Raw genomic sequence first — 17,324 nt, 5'->3', positions numbered from 1 at the left:
TTAAATTGAAAATCGTCATGTATTCATTTTAATTCTAGAGTTATGAGGTGTGTAAAAATTGTGTTGTTTATATTATGTTGTAGTGTGTTTGCTTACGGGCAACGTGCCAAAGAAGGTGTTCCGAAGTTTGTAACGGTAACACATTATCATTGGGATTTAGATTTTGATAATTTAAATTTGAACGATTGGAAACGCGGCGAACAGGAATACTTTGATAAGGTTACCAGTAAAAACGAATTTTTAAGATCGTCTACTTACTATTTACATCGGTTTTCTAACGATAGTAGCGAATTGCTTTTAGTGCAAACCTTTAATTCTTGGGAAGATATAAACAATGCCATTAACCGAAACACCGAATTAGAGCAAGAAGCTTGGCCAGATCAAACCAAACGAGAGGCATTTTTAAAGCAATTGGCATCGTATTACCAAGTTTACCATTCCGATGAAATTTATCTTACCTTACCGCAAATTAAGCCTACAAACGAATACGCTACAGTAGATCATGAAATGTTAATGTACATTAGGCGAAGTCATTTTTCAAAAACAGGAAATGGTTTAGATGCAGATTTTCAAAAATTACAAAAGTTGTATCTGGAAAATGTGTTTAATAAAAACGAATATATAAAAGGCTATTATGCGAATGTACATGCTTGGGGATCCGATAAATCGGAATTTGTCGAGGCATTTTATGTGCGTTCCTATCACGATTTAGAACAAATGCTTAAAACCAATATCGCATTAACAGAAAAAGCATGGCCTAATGTTGCAGAGCGTAACCAAATAAATAAAGCCTATAGCGCATACTTTACGGGCATACATGGCGATTATATTTACGTGGCTGTGCCAGAGTTTTCGAAATAAATATAAGGGTTGGAATTCAGCGCGTCTGTTAAGATGATTTTTTAAACATGCTCGGGCTTAACCCTTTTACCGTTTTAAATTGCCTGTTAAAGTTAGAGATGTTTTTAAAGCCAGAAGCGTAAGCAATATCCGAAATCGATAAGTCATTCTCCTTTTTAATCAGTTTGCAGGCGTGTTCTATGCGAAGTTCGTTTAAAAACTGAAAGTAGGTTTTGTTGGTTCGTTTTTTAAAATACTTACAAAACGCATTTTTGGTCATTGCCGATACTTCCGAAATGGTTTCTAAAGTAATATCTTGTTCAAAATGCGTCATGGTATACTCAAAAACATCACGCATGCGTTTTCCCTCGTTGTCGGTATATTTTTTTTCGTAAATAAAAGAGGATAAACTAGTGTAGCTGCTTTGCGAAATAATTTTAAGGATATCTAATAAACTGATGAAACGCTCTAACTTAGTCGCCGAATTTAATTTTAAAAACGATTTGTAAATGGTCTCGTTGTTAGAGGTAACTTTAAAACCATGGGCAGCACGGTTAAAAAAATCGTTAAGTTCGCTAAGTTCTTCCAGTTCAAAAAAATGAGATCCGAACGAGGTTTTGGTAAAAAATAACGTAAGCATGTGCGAAGGAGTTTCGGAAATGGCATCGCTTTTAAAAACATGTGGTAAATTACTGCCAATAACCAAAATGTCGCCAGATTTGTACAGTGTTACCGTATCGCCAACAATTAAAGAGCCTTCTCCAGAAACGATCACGCTTAATTGTATCTCTTCATGTTGGTGAAGCTTGTCGTAAAACACTAAATCTAAATCTTCTTGAAACACTAAACTATCTTGTTCAGGTTTGGGTATTTTAAAAGGTAAAACTTTCATAAAGTGTTTAATTTTGCGCGTATACTATTCTATTTTAACGTAATTTTTTATTTGAAGGACAATATAGTATCAAAAATGGATAAAAACCAATGAAAATCACCTAGATTTATAAATTACTTTTACAGTATCAAAAAAAAATAAGTATGAGTATTCAATGGAAAGGCATCATGCCAGCAGTTACAACAAAATTTACAGAAAAAGACGAACTAGATTTTAAGATGTTCGAAACAAACATCAAAGCTCAGTTAGATGCTGGAGTTCATGGTATTGTTTTAGGAGGTACTTTAGGAGAGGCAAGTACATTGATTGATGAAGAAAAGAGAGCATTAACAAAAACTACTGTAGATATAGTTAAAGGGCAAGTGCCTGTGTTTATTAATGTGGCAGAGCAAAGTACAAAAGGCGCTATATTAGCAGCCCAAAAAGCCGAAGAAGATGGAGCGTCTGGTTTAATGATGTTGCCTCCAATGCGCTATAAAGCCTGCGATACAGAAACTGTACAGTATTTTAAAACTGTAGCCAATAATACGTCTTTGCCAATTATGGTGTATAATAATCCGGTAGACTATAAAATAGAAGTTACACTAGACATGTTCGAGGAGATGTTAGCCTGTAAAAATATAGAAGCTGTAAAAGAGTCTACTCGCGATACTACAAACATTATCCGAATTAAAAATCGTTTTGGCGATCGCTTAAAAATTATGACAGGCGTAGATACCCTAGCATTAGAAAGTTTGCTTTTAGGAGCCGATGGTTGGGTAGCTGGTTTAGTATGTGCATTCCCTGCCGAAACAGTGGCCATTTACGAACTTCAAAAAGCAGGACGCATTCAAGAAGCTTTAGACATTTACCGTTGGTTTATGCCGTTATTAGAGTTAGATATCAGCCCTAAATTAGTGCAAAACATTAAATTGGCAGAAGTCGCTACAGGCATAGGTACAGAAAATGTGCGCGCCCCACGTTTGCCGTTAGCAGGCGAAGAGCGTAAACACGTGCTTCAAACTATAGAGCAAGCTTTAAAAACACGCCCAACCTTACCAGATTATAAAAATTTAAATGTGAGCGTTTAGTTGTTATATAGGGTGTTCCCCTGCGGGTCAGGCTTTCGGCACTCGCTTTTTTAAACCAATTTGGGGTTTAAAAAGAGCTCAAACAAAGCCTCAATCCTTAACACAAACAAAAGTTTGCTAATAAAGGTATTAACCAAAATGGTTTGTATCTTTAAATACATCAACAAAGTGTGGATCGTAAAATAAAGAATCACACCTATAAAATCATCATGTTCAGTATATTGTAAACAGGACATATCATTTAATCATTGCCTTTTGCAACATGTAAAGGCAATGATTTTTGCGTTAAAAATTAGCGCAAATTAACATTAATACAAAGAAACGTTTTAAGCACACACCATTGAATACTGCGCGATAAATGTTTCAAATAAAACACAAAACAAAATGATTACAGGACAAAATTATGTTGGCTTTACGCCATCGGCCAACGGATCAAAAACATACAAAACTTTTAACCCTCAAACCAACACCGAAAATTCAGAAGTGTTTACCGAGGCCACACCGCAAGAAATAGATCAGGCGGTGGCTTTAGCTTCTAAAGCATTTAAAACATTTTCAAAAACATCAGGAAAAGATAAAGCAGCATTTTTAAATGCCATTGCCGACGAAATTTTGGCCTTAGATACTTTGGTAGAAACTTACTGTAAAGAATCGGGCTTGCCAGAAGGACGCGCTATGGGAGAGCGCGGCAGAACCGTGGGGCAATTACGCGCATTTGCCAATTTGGTAGCAGAAGGGTCGTGGGTAGAAGCCACTATAGATACCGCAGAGCCAAACCGAGAGCCTATGCCAAAACCAGATTTAAGAAAAATGAACATCGGTCTAGGTCCCGTAGTTGTTTTTGGAGCAAGTAATTTCCCTTTAGCCTATTCTACAGCAGGAGGCGATACTGCAGCAGCCTTAGCTGCGGGGTGTCCGGTTATTGTAAAATCGCACCCTATGCACGCAGGAACTGGCGCATTAGTGGCCTCGGCAGTTATAAAAGCGGCACAAAAAACCAATATGCCCGATGGTGTATTTTCAAATTTAAACAGTAGTGGTATCGAGGTCGGCGAGCAATTAGTAAAGCATCCTGGCGTAAAAGCAGTAGGCTTTACGGGTAGTATTCGTGGCGGACGTGCTCTTTACGATTTGGCGGCGCAACGCGACGAGCCTATTCCTGTTTTTGCAGAAATGGGCAGTGTAAATCCGGTGGTTATGTTGCCTCAAGCTTTAACTGAAAAAGCTACAGATTGGGCCAAAACCTATGCAGGTTCTATTACTTTAGGAACTGGACAGTTCTGTACTAATCCAGGATTGTTATTCGGGGTGAAAAGCGAAGCATTAACACAATTTATAGATGTTTTAGCTAATGAAATTGTAAAGATAGCCCCGTCTTGTATGTTACACCCAAATATTAAGAGTGCCTACGATAAAAATAAAAGTCAGGCTTTAAGTCAAGACGATATAGCTATAGTAGCCAATTACACAGCCGATGTAAAAGCAAATTATGCCCAACAGGCAGTTATAACTGTAGATGGAAAAACCTTTTTAGAAAATACCACCTTACATCAAGAGGTGTTTGGGCCATTTTCTATGGTTGTACAATGCGATAGTTTAGAAGAGTTAGAAACGATTATCAATCATTTAGAAGGACAACTAACAGGAACGTTACTTGCATCCGATAACGAAGCAGCAGCTTACCCCAATATAGTAAGTGCCTTGCAAAATCGGGTAGGGCGCATCATCTTTAACGGAGTGCCAACAGGAGTTGAGGTTTGTCCGTCTATGGTACATGGCGGGCCTTATCCATCTTCTACCGATAGTCGTTTTACTGCAGTAGGTACGCAATCTATTAAACGTTGGGTACGCCCGTTTAGTTATCAGGATTGGCCAGAGCAATTACTGCCAGAAGCCTTACAAAACAGCAATCCGTTAGGGTTGTTACGATTGGTAAATAATGTGCAAACACGCGATAATATTTAATATATGGCGAGAAACACTTTTTTCTGTGTCGATGCGCATACTTGCGGAAATCCGGTACGTGTAGTTGCTGGTGGTGGACCTCTTCTAGTGGGAGATACCATGAGCGAAAAGCGTCAGCATTTTTTAAAAGAATTCGATTGGATTCGAAAAGGCTTAATGTTCGAGCCTCGTGGTCATGATATGATGAGTGGGAGTATTTTATTTCCGCCACATCAACCCGAAAACGACGTTGCCATTTTATTTATAGAAACCTCAGGCTGTTTGCCTATGTGCGGTCATGGCACTATTGGAACCATTACTATTGCGATAGAAGAAGGTCTAATAACGCCAAAAGTACCCGGGAAAATACGTATGGAAGCGCCCGCTGGATTGGTCTTAATCGATTACCAGCAAACAGGAAAAAAAGTAGACTGGGTGCGTTTAACCAATGTAAAAAGTTATTTGGCAGCCGAAGGTTTAACAGTAGATTGTCCAGAATTAGGCGAATTAATTTTTGATGTAGCTTATGGCGGAAACTATTACGCGATTGTCGATCCGCAAAAGAATTTTTCTGGAGTACACGATTTTTCGGCCAGTAAACTCATTCAATATTCGCAGGAAGTTAGACAGCGTATCAATCATAAATACCCCAATTGGTTTATACATCCCGAAAATGACACCATTCGCGATGTATCCCATATGTTATGGACGGGCAACCCTATAGACCAGAGCTCATCTGGTAGAAATGCCGTGTTTTATGGCGATAAAGCAATAGACCGTTCGCCTTGTGGTACAGGAACTTCAGCAAGAATGGCACAATTGCATGCGAAAGGCTTATTAAAGCCAGGAGACGAGTTTGTGCACGAGAGTTTTATTGGTAGCAAATTTATTGGGCGAATTGTTGAAGAAACCATATTAAACGGTAAGCAGGCTATCGTGCCAAGTATTCAAGGGTGGGCAAAAATTTATGGATACAATACAATTATTATTGATGATGAAGACGATCCGTATGCACACGGATTTCAAGTGATTTAATATGGGAAAAAACGTAGTAATTATAGGTGGAGGTATTATCGGACTCTGTTCGGCGTACTATCTTGTTAAGGCAGGACATCAGGTAACCGTGATTGATAAATCGGATATGACTTCGGGCGCGTCATTTGTAAATGCGGGGTACATTACACCAAGTCATTTTATACCCTTGGCAGCTCCGGGCATGATATCTAAAGGAATTAAATGGATGTTTAATTCGGCCAGTCCGTTTTATGTAAAACCAAGATTGGATAAAGATTTTTTACAATGGACCTGGGCGTTTAACAAATCGGCAACAGCTTCAAAAGTCGAGCGTGCTATTCCTATCATTAAAGCGATTAATTTGTTGAGTCGCGATTTATACGAAGCTTTACAATCGACTTCAGAATTTAATTTTCATTACGAACATAAAGGTTTGCTCATGTGTTATAAAACCGATGCTGCTGGCGAAGAAGAATGGGAAGTTGGGCAACGCGGCATTCAAGAAGGTTTACAGGTAAAACATTTAAGTAAAACCGATTTAAAAGATTACGAGCCCAATGTCGATTTAAATGTTGCAGGTGCTGTGTATTACGAAAGTGATGCGCATATGACGCCAGGCGAGTTTATGCCGGCCATGCTGGATTTTTTAAAGCAAGAAGGCGTCACGTTTTTAGCCAACGAAACGGTTGAAGATATTTCGGTAAACAATAAGAAAATTTCAAAAATAAAAACCAATAAACGCGAATTACAAGCAGATGAGGTGGTTTTAGCAGCTGGGTCTTGGAGTCCGTTGTTAACACAAAAACTAGGACTTAAAATACCTGTTCAGGCGGGTAAAGGCTACCGCATCAATGTGCATCGGGCTACAGGTATACAAATGCCAGCCATTTTGGTCGAGGCCAAAGTAGCGGTAACACCTATGCAAGGGTTTACGCGTTTTGCGGGAACTATGGAGTTGGGAGGTATTAATCATACCATCAATCCCAAACGCGTACAAGCCATAGCCAACGCAGCAGCTTCATATTATAATGACATGACCATCGATGCTAAAGAAATGGCCGATGCAGATTGTGGGTTGCGACCTTGCACGCCAGACGGTTTGCCATATATTGGTAAATCTAAAGTGTGCGATAACTTAACCATTGCCACGGGGCATGCCATGATGGGGTGGAGCTTGGGACCCGCAACAGGAAAATTGGTGTCGGAGATTATTTCCGATAAAAAAACAACATTGAATTTGGATGCGTTTCATCCAGATAGAACTTTTTAATATGCGATATAAACAGATTTCAAATTCACTTTTTATTGACAATAGACTGCGTTTTGAAGCGCAAATGGAACGCAATACGATAGCGATTTTAACATCGAACGATATTAAACATAATAATGCAGACGATATGATGGGGTTTACCCAAAATAACGATCTGTTTTATTTGTCGGGAATCGATCAGGAAGACACTATTTTGGTGCTTTATCCGCAGGCTGAAAAACTGGAAAACAGAGCAATTCTTTTTGTGAAAGAAACATCGGAGCAAATTAAAATTTGGGATGGTGAAAAATTAACTAAAACACAGGCTACAGAGATTTCTGGTGTAGAACGTGTAGAATGGGTACACGATTTCGAAAAGATTTTGCAGCTCATGGCTTTCGAGGCTGATGGGTTTTATCTAGGTCATAACGAACATATAAAACGCTTAACCCATAATCAGCAAACGCAGCAGGACCGTATGATTTTGTGGATTAAAGAGAAATATCCGTTGCACGATTTACATCGAGTTGCCAAAATTACACGCGACTTACGTCCTGTAAAATCCGCTGTAGAATTGGAGTTAATGCAGCAAGCGGCCAATATCAGTATTGCAAGTTTTAAACGCGTTTTAAAAACGACTAAACCCGGAATAAAAGAATACGAAATTGAAGCTGAACTGGTCTATAATTTAACCAAATCTGGTGCTACACGCCATGCTTTTAAACCCATTGTAGCTTCTGGTAAAAATGCTTGTGCCTTGCATTATAACGCTAACGATGCTGTTTGTAAAGATGGTGATATGTTGTTAATGGATTTTGGAGTGTGTTATGCTAATTATAACAGCGATACTACGCGATGTTTTCCTGTAAACGGAAAATTTACCGAGCGCCAGAAGGCCGTGTATGCATCGGTATTACATTGTTTAAAGGAAGGTAGTAAACTGTTAAAACCAGGAGTGTTGTCTGCCGATTACGAAAAGCAAATGGGTAAATTGGTAGAAACCGAACTTATTAAATTAGGATTGTTAACTGCCGAAGCAGTGGCGCAGCAAAATTCGAAAAAACCATTGTATAAAAAGTACTATATGCATGGTTCTGCTCATCATATTGGTCTAGATGTGCACGATGTAGGTTTGTACTCCAGACCGTTCGAGGTAGGCATGGTATTAACCTGCGAACCGGGCATTTACATACCAGAAGAAGGTATAGGGTGTCGGTTAGAAAACGACTATGTAATTATCGAAGATGGTAATAGAAATTTAACAGCAGCCATGCCTATAGAAATTGAAGATATAGAAGCTTTAATGCAAAATTAAAATGAAAATGAGAACATTAGGAATAGGAGGTTCTACAATCGAAGCCGAATTGGCGGCCATAACGCCCAAGGCTCATTTAGTGTCGCCTATCAAAAAGGAAGCATTTCCAGAGCGTATAAAACGAGCCGTGCAACTTATGGCTTCAGAGCAGGTTGCGGCTATGTACGTGCATGCAGGAACCAATTTATATTATTTTACAGGAACACGATGGCATTCCAGCGAGCGTATGGTTGGGGCGTTGATACTGCCAGACGAAACCGTACACTACATCGCGCCGCAGTTTGAAGAAGGTACGATTCGTGATTTTATGGAAGTAGAAGGCAGCATCCATGGTTGGGAAGAACACGAAAGTCCGTTTGCTTTATTGATTTCCGTCTTAGAAAAATATGGGATCGTCGAGGGGCAACTTGCCATAGATGAAGCGACGCCGTTTTTTATAGTAGATGGTATTTTAAAATCGCAATCTAGTTTTACTTTGGTGAATGCAAAACCAATTACGGCAGGCTGTCGTATGGTAAAAACTAAAGAGGAAATCGCAATCATTCAAGCGGCGATGGATATTACTATGGAAGTGCATAAAGCAGTCGTCCGAATATTAAAACCTGGCATTGCAGCGCAAACAGTAGTCGATTTTATTAACGAAGCCCATAAGCGATATGGCATTGTATCTGGGTCTTATTTTTGCATTGTGTTGTTTGGTGTAGATACCTCATTTCCGCATGGCGTAAAACATCCGAAAGCTTTAGAAGAGAATGATGTTGTGCTTATAGATACTGGTTGTATGCTGCACGATTACATTTCGGATATTACCAGAACCTATGTGTACGGAGACATTACAGACGAACAACGTCGTTTCTGGAATTTGGAACGTTTGGCTCAAGACGCTGCTTTTGAAGCTGCTCAGTTAGGAAAAGCTTGTGGTACAATTGATGATGCCGTACGTACAGAGTTAGAAAAAAACGGATTAGGGCCAGACTATAAATTACCGGGTTTACCGCACAGAACAGGTCATGGTATTGGGTTAGATATTCATGAATGGCCATATTTAGTAAACACCGATAAAACAATATTGGAAGTCGGTATGTGTTTTAGTAACGAACCGATGTTGGTCGTGCCAGGAAAATTTGGCATCCGATTAGAAGATCATATTTATATTACAGAAAACGGCCCTCAATGGTTTACACAACCAGCATATAGTATTGAGGATCCGTTTGGAATTTCAAAAGAAAGTTGATGGTTTAGATAGTTAGTGTGTAAACGGCATTGTAGGTGTGACTACAATGCCGTTTTTTTATAGAGGCGTTTCTAATTTAAATCACATTTCAACTTGTTAAGCCCGTCTTTCGGTGTATTTTTGCAGTGTTAAAATCAATAATCATGAGTGTATTACAAACCTTACAAGCACGTAGCAATTCCAGTTGTGAATTGTGTACTGGAACAGAGCAATTAAAACAATATCTTATTCCGCCGTCGTTAAACGAAAACGTAGACAATAGTGTTTTGGTTTGTAAGACCTGTTTAGAGCAAATAGAAAATCCAGAGCTTATGGACGCCAACCATTGGCGTTGCTTAAACGATAGCATGTGGAGCGAACATATAGCGGTGCAGATTATGGCCTGGCGTATGTTGCAACGTTTACGTAAAGAAGGTTGGCCGCAAGATTTGCTGGATATGATGTATCTAGATGATGATGCCTTGGCTTTGGCTAGAGCTACTGGCGAAGATCAGGACGAAAGTGCTAAAATAATCCATCGCGACTCTAATGGTGTTGTTTTAGAAACCGGAGACAATGTTGTACTGATTAAGGATTTAAAAGTGAAAGGGTCTAGTATGGTAGCCAAACAAGGCACCGCTGTTAGAAATATTCGATTAGACCACGAGAATGCCGAGTATATTGAAGGTAAAGTAGACGGACAACAAATTGTGATTATCACGAAATACGTGAAGAAAACGTAACGGTTTTGTTTATTAATACAGCATCTTGACTGCGCCTGTCTGCCGATAGGCAGGCTCGATGTGACATGAAGTAATGCTTTTACAACAGTTGTCAGTTCGAGCGCAGTCAAGAACTATTTTTACAAAAATCGCTTCTGTTTCTGGTAAAAAGCATCGGCTTGCAATTGCATTAGTTCGCGTGCTTTTTTCTTTTTGTATTGATATAATTCATCTTCCTCGCTAATATCATTATAAATTTTATTATTTATGATAGCATCGGTACTTACAATTAACTGACGTTGATTTACCTGTTGTTCTACCCAAGATTTTATTGCAGTTTCTTCGTCTTCCAATTTATAGTCGTATTCACCTTTTGGAGATAATAATTTTGAAAAAATTGGTGCAGTTTCAATACAAAGAAATAATAGGAATATAAAGAACGATGGCAGCCATGGTAGTGTGTTTAACGCAGTAACTCTGGCCATAAGTCCACCGAAATTATCAATTATAGGTTGCGAAGCGTCGACTTCTTTATGAAAATCCGATTTTAAGTTACTAATCTGGGTTTCAAGCATTGCAATTTTTTCAGCATAATTTGTTTTAAGCTGTTGTAATTCTGCTAATGCGGCGTCGTGTTTGTCGCGTTTTTCTTGGTAAACTGGGCCTTTGCCTAGTTTTTTTGTACCAGCAGTGCCTTCTGCTTCCGAAATATACGTGTTGTACAACGTGTTAACTTCGGTTTCTTTAGTCGTGATTTCTGATTTTAAATTAGAAATTTGCTTTTGTAAGGCTTCAATCTCTGGATGAAACTGATTGGCAATTTGTGTCTGGTTGGCTAAGGTTAAATCGTTGCGTTGTTCTAATAACACCTGATTAATTTCCTTTTCGAAAATTTTTAATTCTAAAGGTTTAGAGATAACAATAGCTATAATAACAGCTAAAATTAATCGGGGAATAACTTGTAGAAATTCATCTAAAAACGATCCCCTTTTTTTTATGGTAGAGACGATAAATCGGTCTAGATTAAAAATAAGTAAACCCCAAATAAGTCCAAAAATTATGGCTAGTATGGTGTTGTCGAACACCATGTGAAGTGCAAAACCTGCCGCTATACTTGCCATTAAAGCTGTAAAGAATACAGTGGCGCCAATACCTGCATATTTATTTTGCTCGCCGTTACTACACTGGTTTAAAATAGTTTGGTCTGCGCCAGAACACAGTATAAAAAATGATTTTAACATAACGATTGATTTGATTGATGATTACTATAAGAACGTCGTTTTATGTTAAATGTTACATAATTGAAGCGAAATAAGTGGTTTTTATACTGAAATTGTGATGTTTTTGTCAAGGTTTAAACAGTAAGTGGTATTCTCGTTTTGTGGGGTTTAACGAGATGTTTGTAAAATGATGACAAAATAAATTACTAAGAAGCAGATTTAAGTTTGGCTTTTTTTTGAGCCCTGAAACTTTCAAAAACAACAGTAAATAATATAATACAGCCGCCTAGAAGTGTTTTGTTAGCAGGAATTTCGTTTAAAAACAAATATGCGATTATAATACCAAAAATAGGTTGAATACTATTAATGATACTTGCCGTGCTTACCGAAAAATACTTTAAACTACTTACCAGTAAAGTATGGCCGATAGCTGTGGTAATAAGAGCTAGAATTATTACATAGGGAAATTCGGTTTTAATGGCCGAAGTGTCCATAAAAAATAATGTTGGAGCAAGTATAATGGCTATAATGCTAATTTGATAGAGCATGATGGCCGAGGCGTTGTAGCTGGCAATTAGTTTTTTAGATAAGATGTTGCGCAATGCCAAACAAATGGCCGAAGCAATGCCAAATAATATGCCTTGTGTATAAGCACTTTCTAGATTGAATTCGGGAGCTAAAGTATAAATGCCTAAAAGCACTAATATGCCTAAAAAGAGATAGGTAACATCAAATTTTGTTTTTAAAAGTAGCGGTTCTAGTAAGGCAGAGAAAATAGGATAAGTAAATAAAGCTAACATGCCTATAGCAACATTAGATAATTTTAGGGCGTAGAAATAGAAAATCCAATGTCCGCAAAAGAGTAATGCGCTTGCTATAATTGTTGTCCAGTCTTTTTTAGAGCTAAGTTTTAAATTGAATTTTTTGTATTTGCAAAATAGAAATAATAATAACGCAGCTAAAATAGCGCGCCACCAAATAACAACAGGCGTTGGTAAATCGATATATTTCCCCAGAGCTCCAGAGGTACTAATGCAAAACGTGGCTAATATGAGTTGAAAAAAATGGGACTGATTATTGACTTTCATGAGTGGATTAAATCTCGCAGCTGTGTTAGCGATTGTAAAGGAAATCCTTTTGCATCGAGCAAAAGATTGTATTGGAAAGCGCGACCATATTTCGCTTAAAAAAGCGAAATATGGTAACACCCAAATATTAGTTGTGCATGGCTGCAAAATGCTTGTAAAACATAGGTATGGTTTCTATACCTTTAAGGTAATTCCAAATGCCAAAATGTTCGTTTGGCGAGTGTATGGCATCGCTATCTAGGCCAAAGCCCATTAAAATAGTTTTGCTTTGTAACTCTTGTTCGAAAAGTGAAACAATTGGAATACTGCCCCCAGAGCGCTGTGGAATTGGGGTCTTTCCAAACGTATCTTCGTAAGCTTTCGAGGCGGCTTGATACCCAATACTGTCTATTGGCGTAACATAACCCTGCCCGCCATGGTGCGGTGTTACTTTAACGGTAACGGCTTTTGGAGCAATGTTTTCGAAATGGGTTTGGAATAGTTTGGTAATTTCTTTCCAGTCTTGGTTAGGTACCAAACGCATAGAAATTTTGGCGTAGGCTTTGCTGGCAATTACAGTTTTTGCGCCTTCGCCGGTGTAGCCGCCCCAAATTCCGTTAACATCTAGGGTAGGGCGAATGGAATTACGTTCGTTGGTTGTATAACCAGATTCGCCGTAAACATCTTGTATTTTTAAGGCTGATTTGTAGCGTTCTAAATCGAATGGTGCTTTGGCCATTTGTTTGCGTTCGTCTTGCGATAGGTCTTCAACGTTATCGTAAAAATCGGGTATGGTAATGTGGTTGTTTTCGTCGTGAAGCGAAGCTATCATTTTTGTAAGGATATTTATAGGATTGGCGACAGCGCCACCGTATAATCCAGAATGTAAATCGCGATTTGGTCCAGTAACTTCAACTTCTACATAGCTCAATCCGCGTAAACCAGTGGTTATGGAAGGAACATCTTTGGCTATCATGCCCGTATCGGAAATTAAAATGACATCGTTTTTGAGTTTCTCGTGATTGTTTTTTACAAAGGTTGCTAGGTTTACGCTACCAACTTCTTCTTCGCCTTCAATCATAAATTTTACATTGCAAGGTAGTTGGTTGGTACTGGTCATAAACTCCAAAGCTTTAACGTGCATGTACATTTGGCCTTTATCGTCGCAAGCACCACGAGCAAAAATGGCTCCTTCTGGGTGCAAGTCGGTTTGTTTAATAACAGGTTCGAAAGGCGGAGAGGTCCATAAGTCTATTGGGTCGGCAGGTTGCACGTCGTAATGCCCATATACTAAAACGGTTGGCAACTTAGCATCAATAATTTTTTCGCCATAAACAATGGGGTGGCCATCGGTTTTGCATAATTCTACGCAATCGCAGCCCGCTTCTTCTAATCTGGCTTTTACAGCTTCGGCAGTTTTTAAAACATCGTTTTTATAAGCAGAATCGGCGCTTATAGACGGAATTTTAAGCAGCTCTATAAGCTCGTTTACGAATTTGTTTTTGTTGTTTGTTATGTATTCGGATAAGTTGTTCATGTGGAAAAGTTGTGTTTAACGCAAAAATACAAAAGATATTAATTTTTTATGGGAGAAGTATTTGAATATTAAAAGTAATTTATATATTTGCAAACCTTATTGCGGGCGTGGTGGAATTGGTAGACACGCTAGACTTAGGATCTAGTGCCGCGAGGTGTGAGAGTTCGAGTCTCTCCGCCCGCACGATAAGCAAAAGCCGACTTTAAAAAGTCGGCTTTTTTTGTTTAATTTTTTTGAAATTTTACTCCCTCACGTACACATCTGTAAAACAATCGAAGCAATCGTGAGTAAGTTTTAGGTTGTTAGTTTCGAGAGTAATAATGCTTTTTGAACCGTTATCATCAATGATCATGGTTCTGGTATCGTTGTATAACACCGAAGTCTTTTTTGCTATACTGTAAGCGCTTTTATACGAAAGTGTTTGGTTAACATAGGTCTTTATAGAGTCGGTTGTAATAATAAGTCTTCGTTGCTCACCTGTGTTTTCGGGTGTTAAATTCTCACCAGTAAAACCGCTAGATGAATGTTCCCATTGCCATTGGCCTTGAATACTTGTGAAAGTACTATCGTCGTCGGTATTAGAGCAATTTAAAAGTAATGCAGCAGCTAGTGTAAAAATGAAGTTGTATTTCATGGTTAGATTGGTTTTTTATTAAGATGCACGGAACCTAAAAAGGTTGCGTGTAAACACGTGTTTATTTGTTTTTTAAATGCTTTGTTGGTTTGTGGTGAAGCATAAAAAAGATGTGTGACTTCTAAGATCGTTAAACAAAGGCAACATTAGTTTTGGGTTTTACGTTAACCCTTTGTGAAGCTTTTGTTTTTAATTGAAATATTTCAATAGTTTTACGCTGTAAATTATAACTCATCAGATTGAAAAAGAAAAAAATCAGTAAAAAAAAGCATTGGGGTTTTGTAGTCTTCAAGCTCTTAGGTTTGGGTATTGTGTTATTTGGGCTGTTTGTTGCTAGTATTTATATAGGTCTTTGGGGAAAGCTTCCTACCCGACAAGCTTTATCCGATTTAAAACAAGCCGAAGCCAGTGTGGTTTTAGATCATAATCAGGAACTTATTGGGAAATATTTTGTGTTCGATAGGCAGATTATAGCTTTTAACGACTTACCAAACTATTTAGTTAATGGTTTAGTCGCTACCGAAGATGCCCGATTTTACGAACACGATGGTATCGATTATCAAAGTTTTATACGGGTGTTTTTTAAAAGTTTGTTGCTTCAGGATAATTCGGCTGGAGGCGGAAGTACCATAACCCAACAGTTGGCAAAAAATCTATTTGGGCGCAAATCCTACGGATTTTTATCTATGCCCATTAATAAGATAAAGGAAATGATTGTGGCGCGCCGTATAGAAGCGGTGTATAGTAAAAACGATATTATTGCTTTGTATTTAAACACCGTGCCGTTTAGCGAAAACACCTTCGGCATTGAAAGTGCAGCCCAGCGTTTTTTTAATACCAGCACCAAAAACTTGTCGCTATCGCAAGCTGCTACTTTGGTGGGGACTTTAAAAGCTAACCATAGTTACAATCCGCGGTTATTCCCCGAAAGGAGTCAGTTACGTCGCGATGTGGTGTTTCAGCAAATGGTGAAATACGGTTATTTAGAAGAAAACGAACGTTTGCAATTAAGCAATCAGCCGCTGGAAATCGATTATCATAAATTCACTTACAACGAGGGTTTAGCGCCATATTTTAGGGAACAGGTTAGACAGCAGGTTTTAAAAATTTTAGATAGTGTAAATCGTGCAGACGGTACGACTTATAATTTGTATAAAGATGGTTTAAGCATTACCACCACGTTAGATTACACCATGCAGGAATATGCAGAAGCAGGCATGAACAAGCACATGAAAGTTTTGCAACGCCAATTTGAAGCAGCTTATGGCAATAACGCACCTTGGCTAAAAAACAAAACCTTAATTGACGAATTGGTTAAAAACCTTCCGCAATACAAACAGTTAAGGTCTCAAAAATTATCGGACGGTCAAATTTTAGATTCTTTACAACGGAAAACAAAACGCCCGTTATTTTCCTACGAAGGGGATACCATTGTTATGGCTTCAACAATAGATAGCTTAAAGCATTATTTGAAGTTTTTAAACACGGGGTTTGTGGCTGTTAATCCGCACTCGGGAGCTGTAAAATCCTATGTGGGCGGTATTAATTTCGAACATTTTAAATACGACCACGTACTAACGAGTAAACGACAGGTGGGATCGACTTTTAAGCCGTTTGTGTATACAGCTGCTTTGGAGTCTGGTATGGATCCGTGTACCTATTTTTCGCTTCGGGAAGTAACGTATACAGGAGAAAAAGCTTGGACACCTTCTAATGCATCGTCGGATGAGGACGATCCGCACATGAATTATTCGTTAGAAAAAGCCTTAAGTCATTCGGTAAATACCATTGCGGTTAAAGTACTCGAGCAAGTCGGGATCGAATCTGTAATCTCACAAGCGAAAAAAATGGGCATAAATTCAGCATTACCAGAAGTACCGTCTTTAGCTTTGGGAACCGCTGAATTATCACTTTTAGAATTAACAGCTGCTTATACCAGTTACGTGAATAACAGTGTCGCGGTTACGCCATATTTTATTGAAAAAATTGAAGATAAAGACGGTAAAGTGCTTTATCAGCATCAAAATTCAAAAGCATTAAAACCGGCCTTTAGCGATGCTACCCGGCAAACCATGCTCGCGTTTATGCAAGCGACTGTAGATGAAGGCACGGCCAAACGCCTGCGTTCAACTTATGGTTTAAAAAACGATTTGACTGGTAAAACGGGAACGACGCAAGATAATAAAGACGGCTGGTTTATGGGGGTTACTCCCAATTTGGTAATGGGGTCTTGGGTTGGAAACGATAACTACAACATCGGGTTTAGTAGTACCGGTATTGGTCAGGGAGCTAATTCAGCTTTACCTATTGTAGCTAATTTTTTGTTGAAATTGAATAGAAATTCAGAATATAAAACCATAACGCAAGCGACTTTCGAAACGCCTTCCAACGAGGTGCTTGAAGCTTTGGATTGTAATCCAGATAAACGCGATGGTTTCTTTAAGCGTTTATTTAAGAAGAAACAAAAAAAGAAAGCTTTTGGTGAGTAATACTAAATAAGTTATTGTTTGCAACAAATATATTTAGCCACAAATTCACGAATAAAAAAACTTTAAGATATTCGTGAATTCGTGGCTATAGTCAGTTTTTGAAATATAGGAGTTAGAA

Annotated in this window: 14 protein-coding genes and 1 tRNA gene; 10 read left to right on the top strand and 5 right to left on the bottom strand. The window is 38.4% G+C overall.

The annotated features are described in order from the left end of the window. Positions 1–42: 42 nt before the first annotated feature. The gene (locus ACR9EA_RS14630) at positions 43–861 is read left to right on the top strand and encodes a hypothetical protein (RefSeq protein WP_435134655.1); all 819 of its coding nucleotides are present in this window, start codon (positions 43–45) and stop codon (positions 859–861) included. 28 nt (positions 862–889) lie between these two features. Here the strand turns inward: ACR9EA_RS14630 and ACR9EA_RS14625 are convergent, their stop codons facing one another. Then, positions 890–1,732 (bottom strand): AraC family transcriptional regulator, encoded by an 843-nt coding sequence (locus tag ACR9EA_RS14625; RefSeq protein ID WP_435134652.1) that lies wholly within the window; start codon positions 1,730–1,732, stop codon positions 890–892. A 143-nt stretch (positions 1,733–1,875) separates the two neighbouring features. Between ACR9EA_RS14625 and ACR9EA_RS14620 the strand changes: the two genes are divergently transcribed. The 7 genes from ACR9EA_RS14620 to ACR9EA_RS14590 all read left to right on the top strand — a co-directional run bounded on the left by ACR9EA_RS14620 (position 1,876) and on the right by ACR9EA_RS14590 (position 10,280). Next, complete coding sequence (locus ACR9EA_RS14620; RefSeq protein WP_435134649.1) at positions 1,876–2,802, top strand: dihydrodipicolinate synthase family protein; 927 nt, start codon at positions 1,876–1,878, stop codon at positions 2,800–2,802. 384 nt (positions 2,803–3,186) lie between these two features. Then, entirely contained in the window at positions 3,187–4,767 is a 1,581-nt protein-coding gene (locus ACR9EA_RS14615; RefSeq protein WP_435134646.1) for an aldehyde dehydrogenase (NADP(+)), read from the top strand. A gap of 3 nt (positions 4,768–4,770) precedes the next feature. Continuing rightward, a complete protein-coding gene (locus tag ACR9EA_RS14610; protein WP_435134643.1) occupies positions 4,771–5,781 on the top strand; it encodes a 4-hydroxyproline epimerase in 1,011 nt (336 codons plus the stop codon). 1 nt (position 5,782) lies between these two features. Next, entirely contained in the window at positions 5,783–7,030 is a 1,248-nt protein-coding gene (locus tag ACR9EA_RS14605) for an NAD(P)/FAD-dependent oxidoreductase (RefSeq protein ID WP_435134640.1), read from the top strand. A 1-nt stretch (position 7,031) separates the two neighbouring features. Further along, on the top strand, positions 7,032–8,324 hold the full coding sequence (locus ACR9EA_RS14600; protein ID WP_435134637.1) for an aminopeptidase P family protein: 1,293 nt from the start codon (positions 7,032–7,034) through the stop codon (positions 8,322–8,324). 7 nt (positions 8,325–8,331) lie between these two features. Continuing rightward, complete coding sequence (locus ACR9EA_RS14595; RefSeq protein WP_435134634.1) at positions 8,332–9,558, top strand: M24 family metallopeptidase; 1,227 nt, start codon at positions 8,332–8,334, stop codon at positions 9,556–9,558. Positions 9,559–9,701: 143 nt separating this feature from the next. Further along, positions 9,702–10,280 (top strand): PhnA domain-containing protein, encoded by a 579-nt coding sequence (locus ACR9EA_RS14590; protein ID WP_435134632.1) that lies wholly within the window; start codon positions 9,702–9,704, stop codon positions 10,278–10,280. 119 nt (positions 10,281–10,399) lie between these two features. On the opposite strand, the gene ACR9EA_RS14585 is transcribed toward ACR9EA_RS14590, so the two are convergent. From ACR9EA_RS14585 to ACR9EA_RS14575, 3 genes are all read right to left on the bottom strand, one after another. Next, entirely contained in the window at positions 10,400–11,500 is a 1,101-nt protein-coding gene (locus ACR9EA_RS14585; protein ID WP_435134629.1) for a DUF4407 domain-containing protein, read from the bottom strand. 185 nt (positions 11,501–11,685) lie between these two features. Continuing rightward, positions 11,686–12,567, bottom strand: coding sequence for a DMT family transporter (locus ACR9EA_RS14580; protein WP_435134626.1), 882 nt, complete (start codon positions 12,565–12,567; stop codon positions 11,686–11,688). A 127-nt stretch (positions 12,568–12,694) separates the two neighbouring features. Continuing rightward, positions 12,695–14,083 (bottom strand): dipeptidase, encoded by a 1,389-nt coding sequence (locus ACR9EA_RS14575; protein WP_435134623.1) that lies wholly within the window; start codon positions 14,081–14,083, stop codon positions 12,695–12,697. A 101-nt stretch (positions 14,084–14,184) separates the two neighbouring features. Here ACR9EA_RS14575 and ACR9EA_RS14570 point away from each other — a divergent pair. Next, positions 14,185–14,266 (top strand) — tRNA-Leu (locus ACR9EA_RS14570). 58 nt (positions 14,267–14,324) lie between these two features. On the opposite strand, the gene ACR9EA_RS14565 is transcribed toward ACR9EA_RS14570, so the two are convergent. After that, a complete protein-coding gene (locus ACR9EA_RS14565) occupies positions 14,325–14,717 on the bottom strand; it encodes a hypothetical protein (protein WP_435134621.1) in 393 nt (130 codons plus the stop codon). Positions 14,718–14,956: 239 nt separating this feature from the next. On the opposite strand from ACR9EA_RS14565, the gene ACR9EA_RS14560 reads away from it, so the two are divergent. Continuing rightward, on the top strand, positions 14,957–17,206 hold the full coding sequence (locus tag ACR9EA_RS14560; protein ID WP_435134619.1) for a penicillin-binding protein 1A: 2,250 nt from the start codon (positions 14,957–14,959) through the stop codon (positions 17,204–17,206). The last annotated feature ends 118 nt before the right edge of the window (positions 17,207–17,324 follow it).

Origin of the sequence: Formosa sp. A9 (genome assembly GCF_051200825.1) — a bacterium.
Classification (GTDB): Bacteria; Bacteroidota; Bacteroidia; order Flavobacteriales; family Flavobacteriaceae; genus Formosa.
The sequence above is the reverse complement of the archived record's forward strand: the minus strand, read 5'-3'. Positions and strand labels throughout refer to the sequence as shown.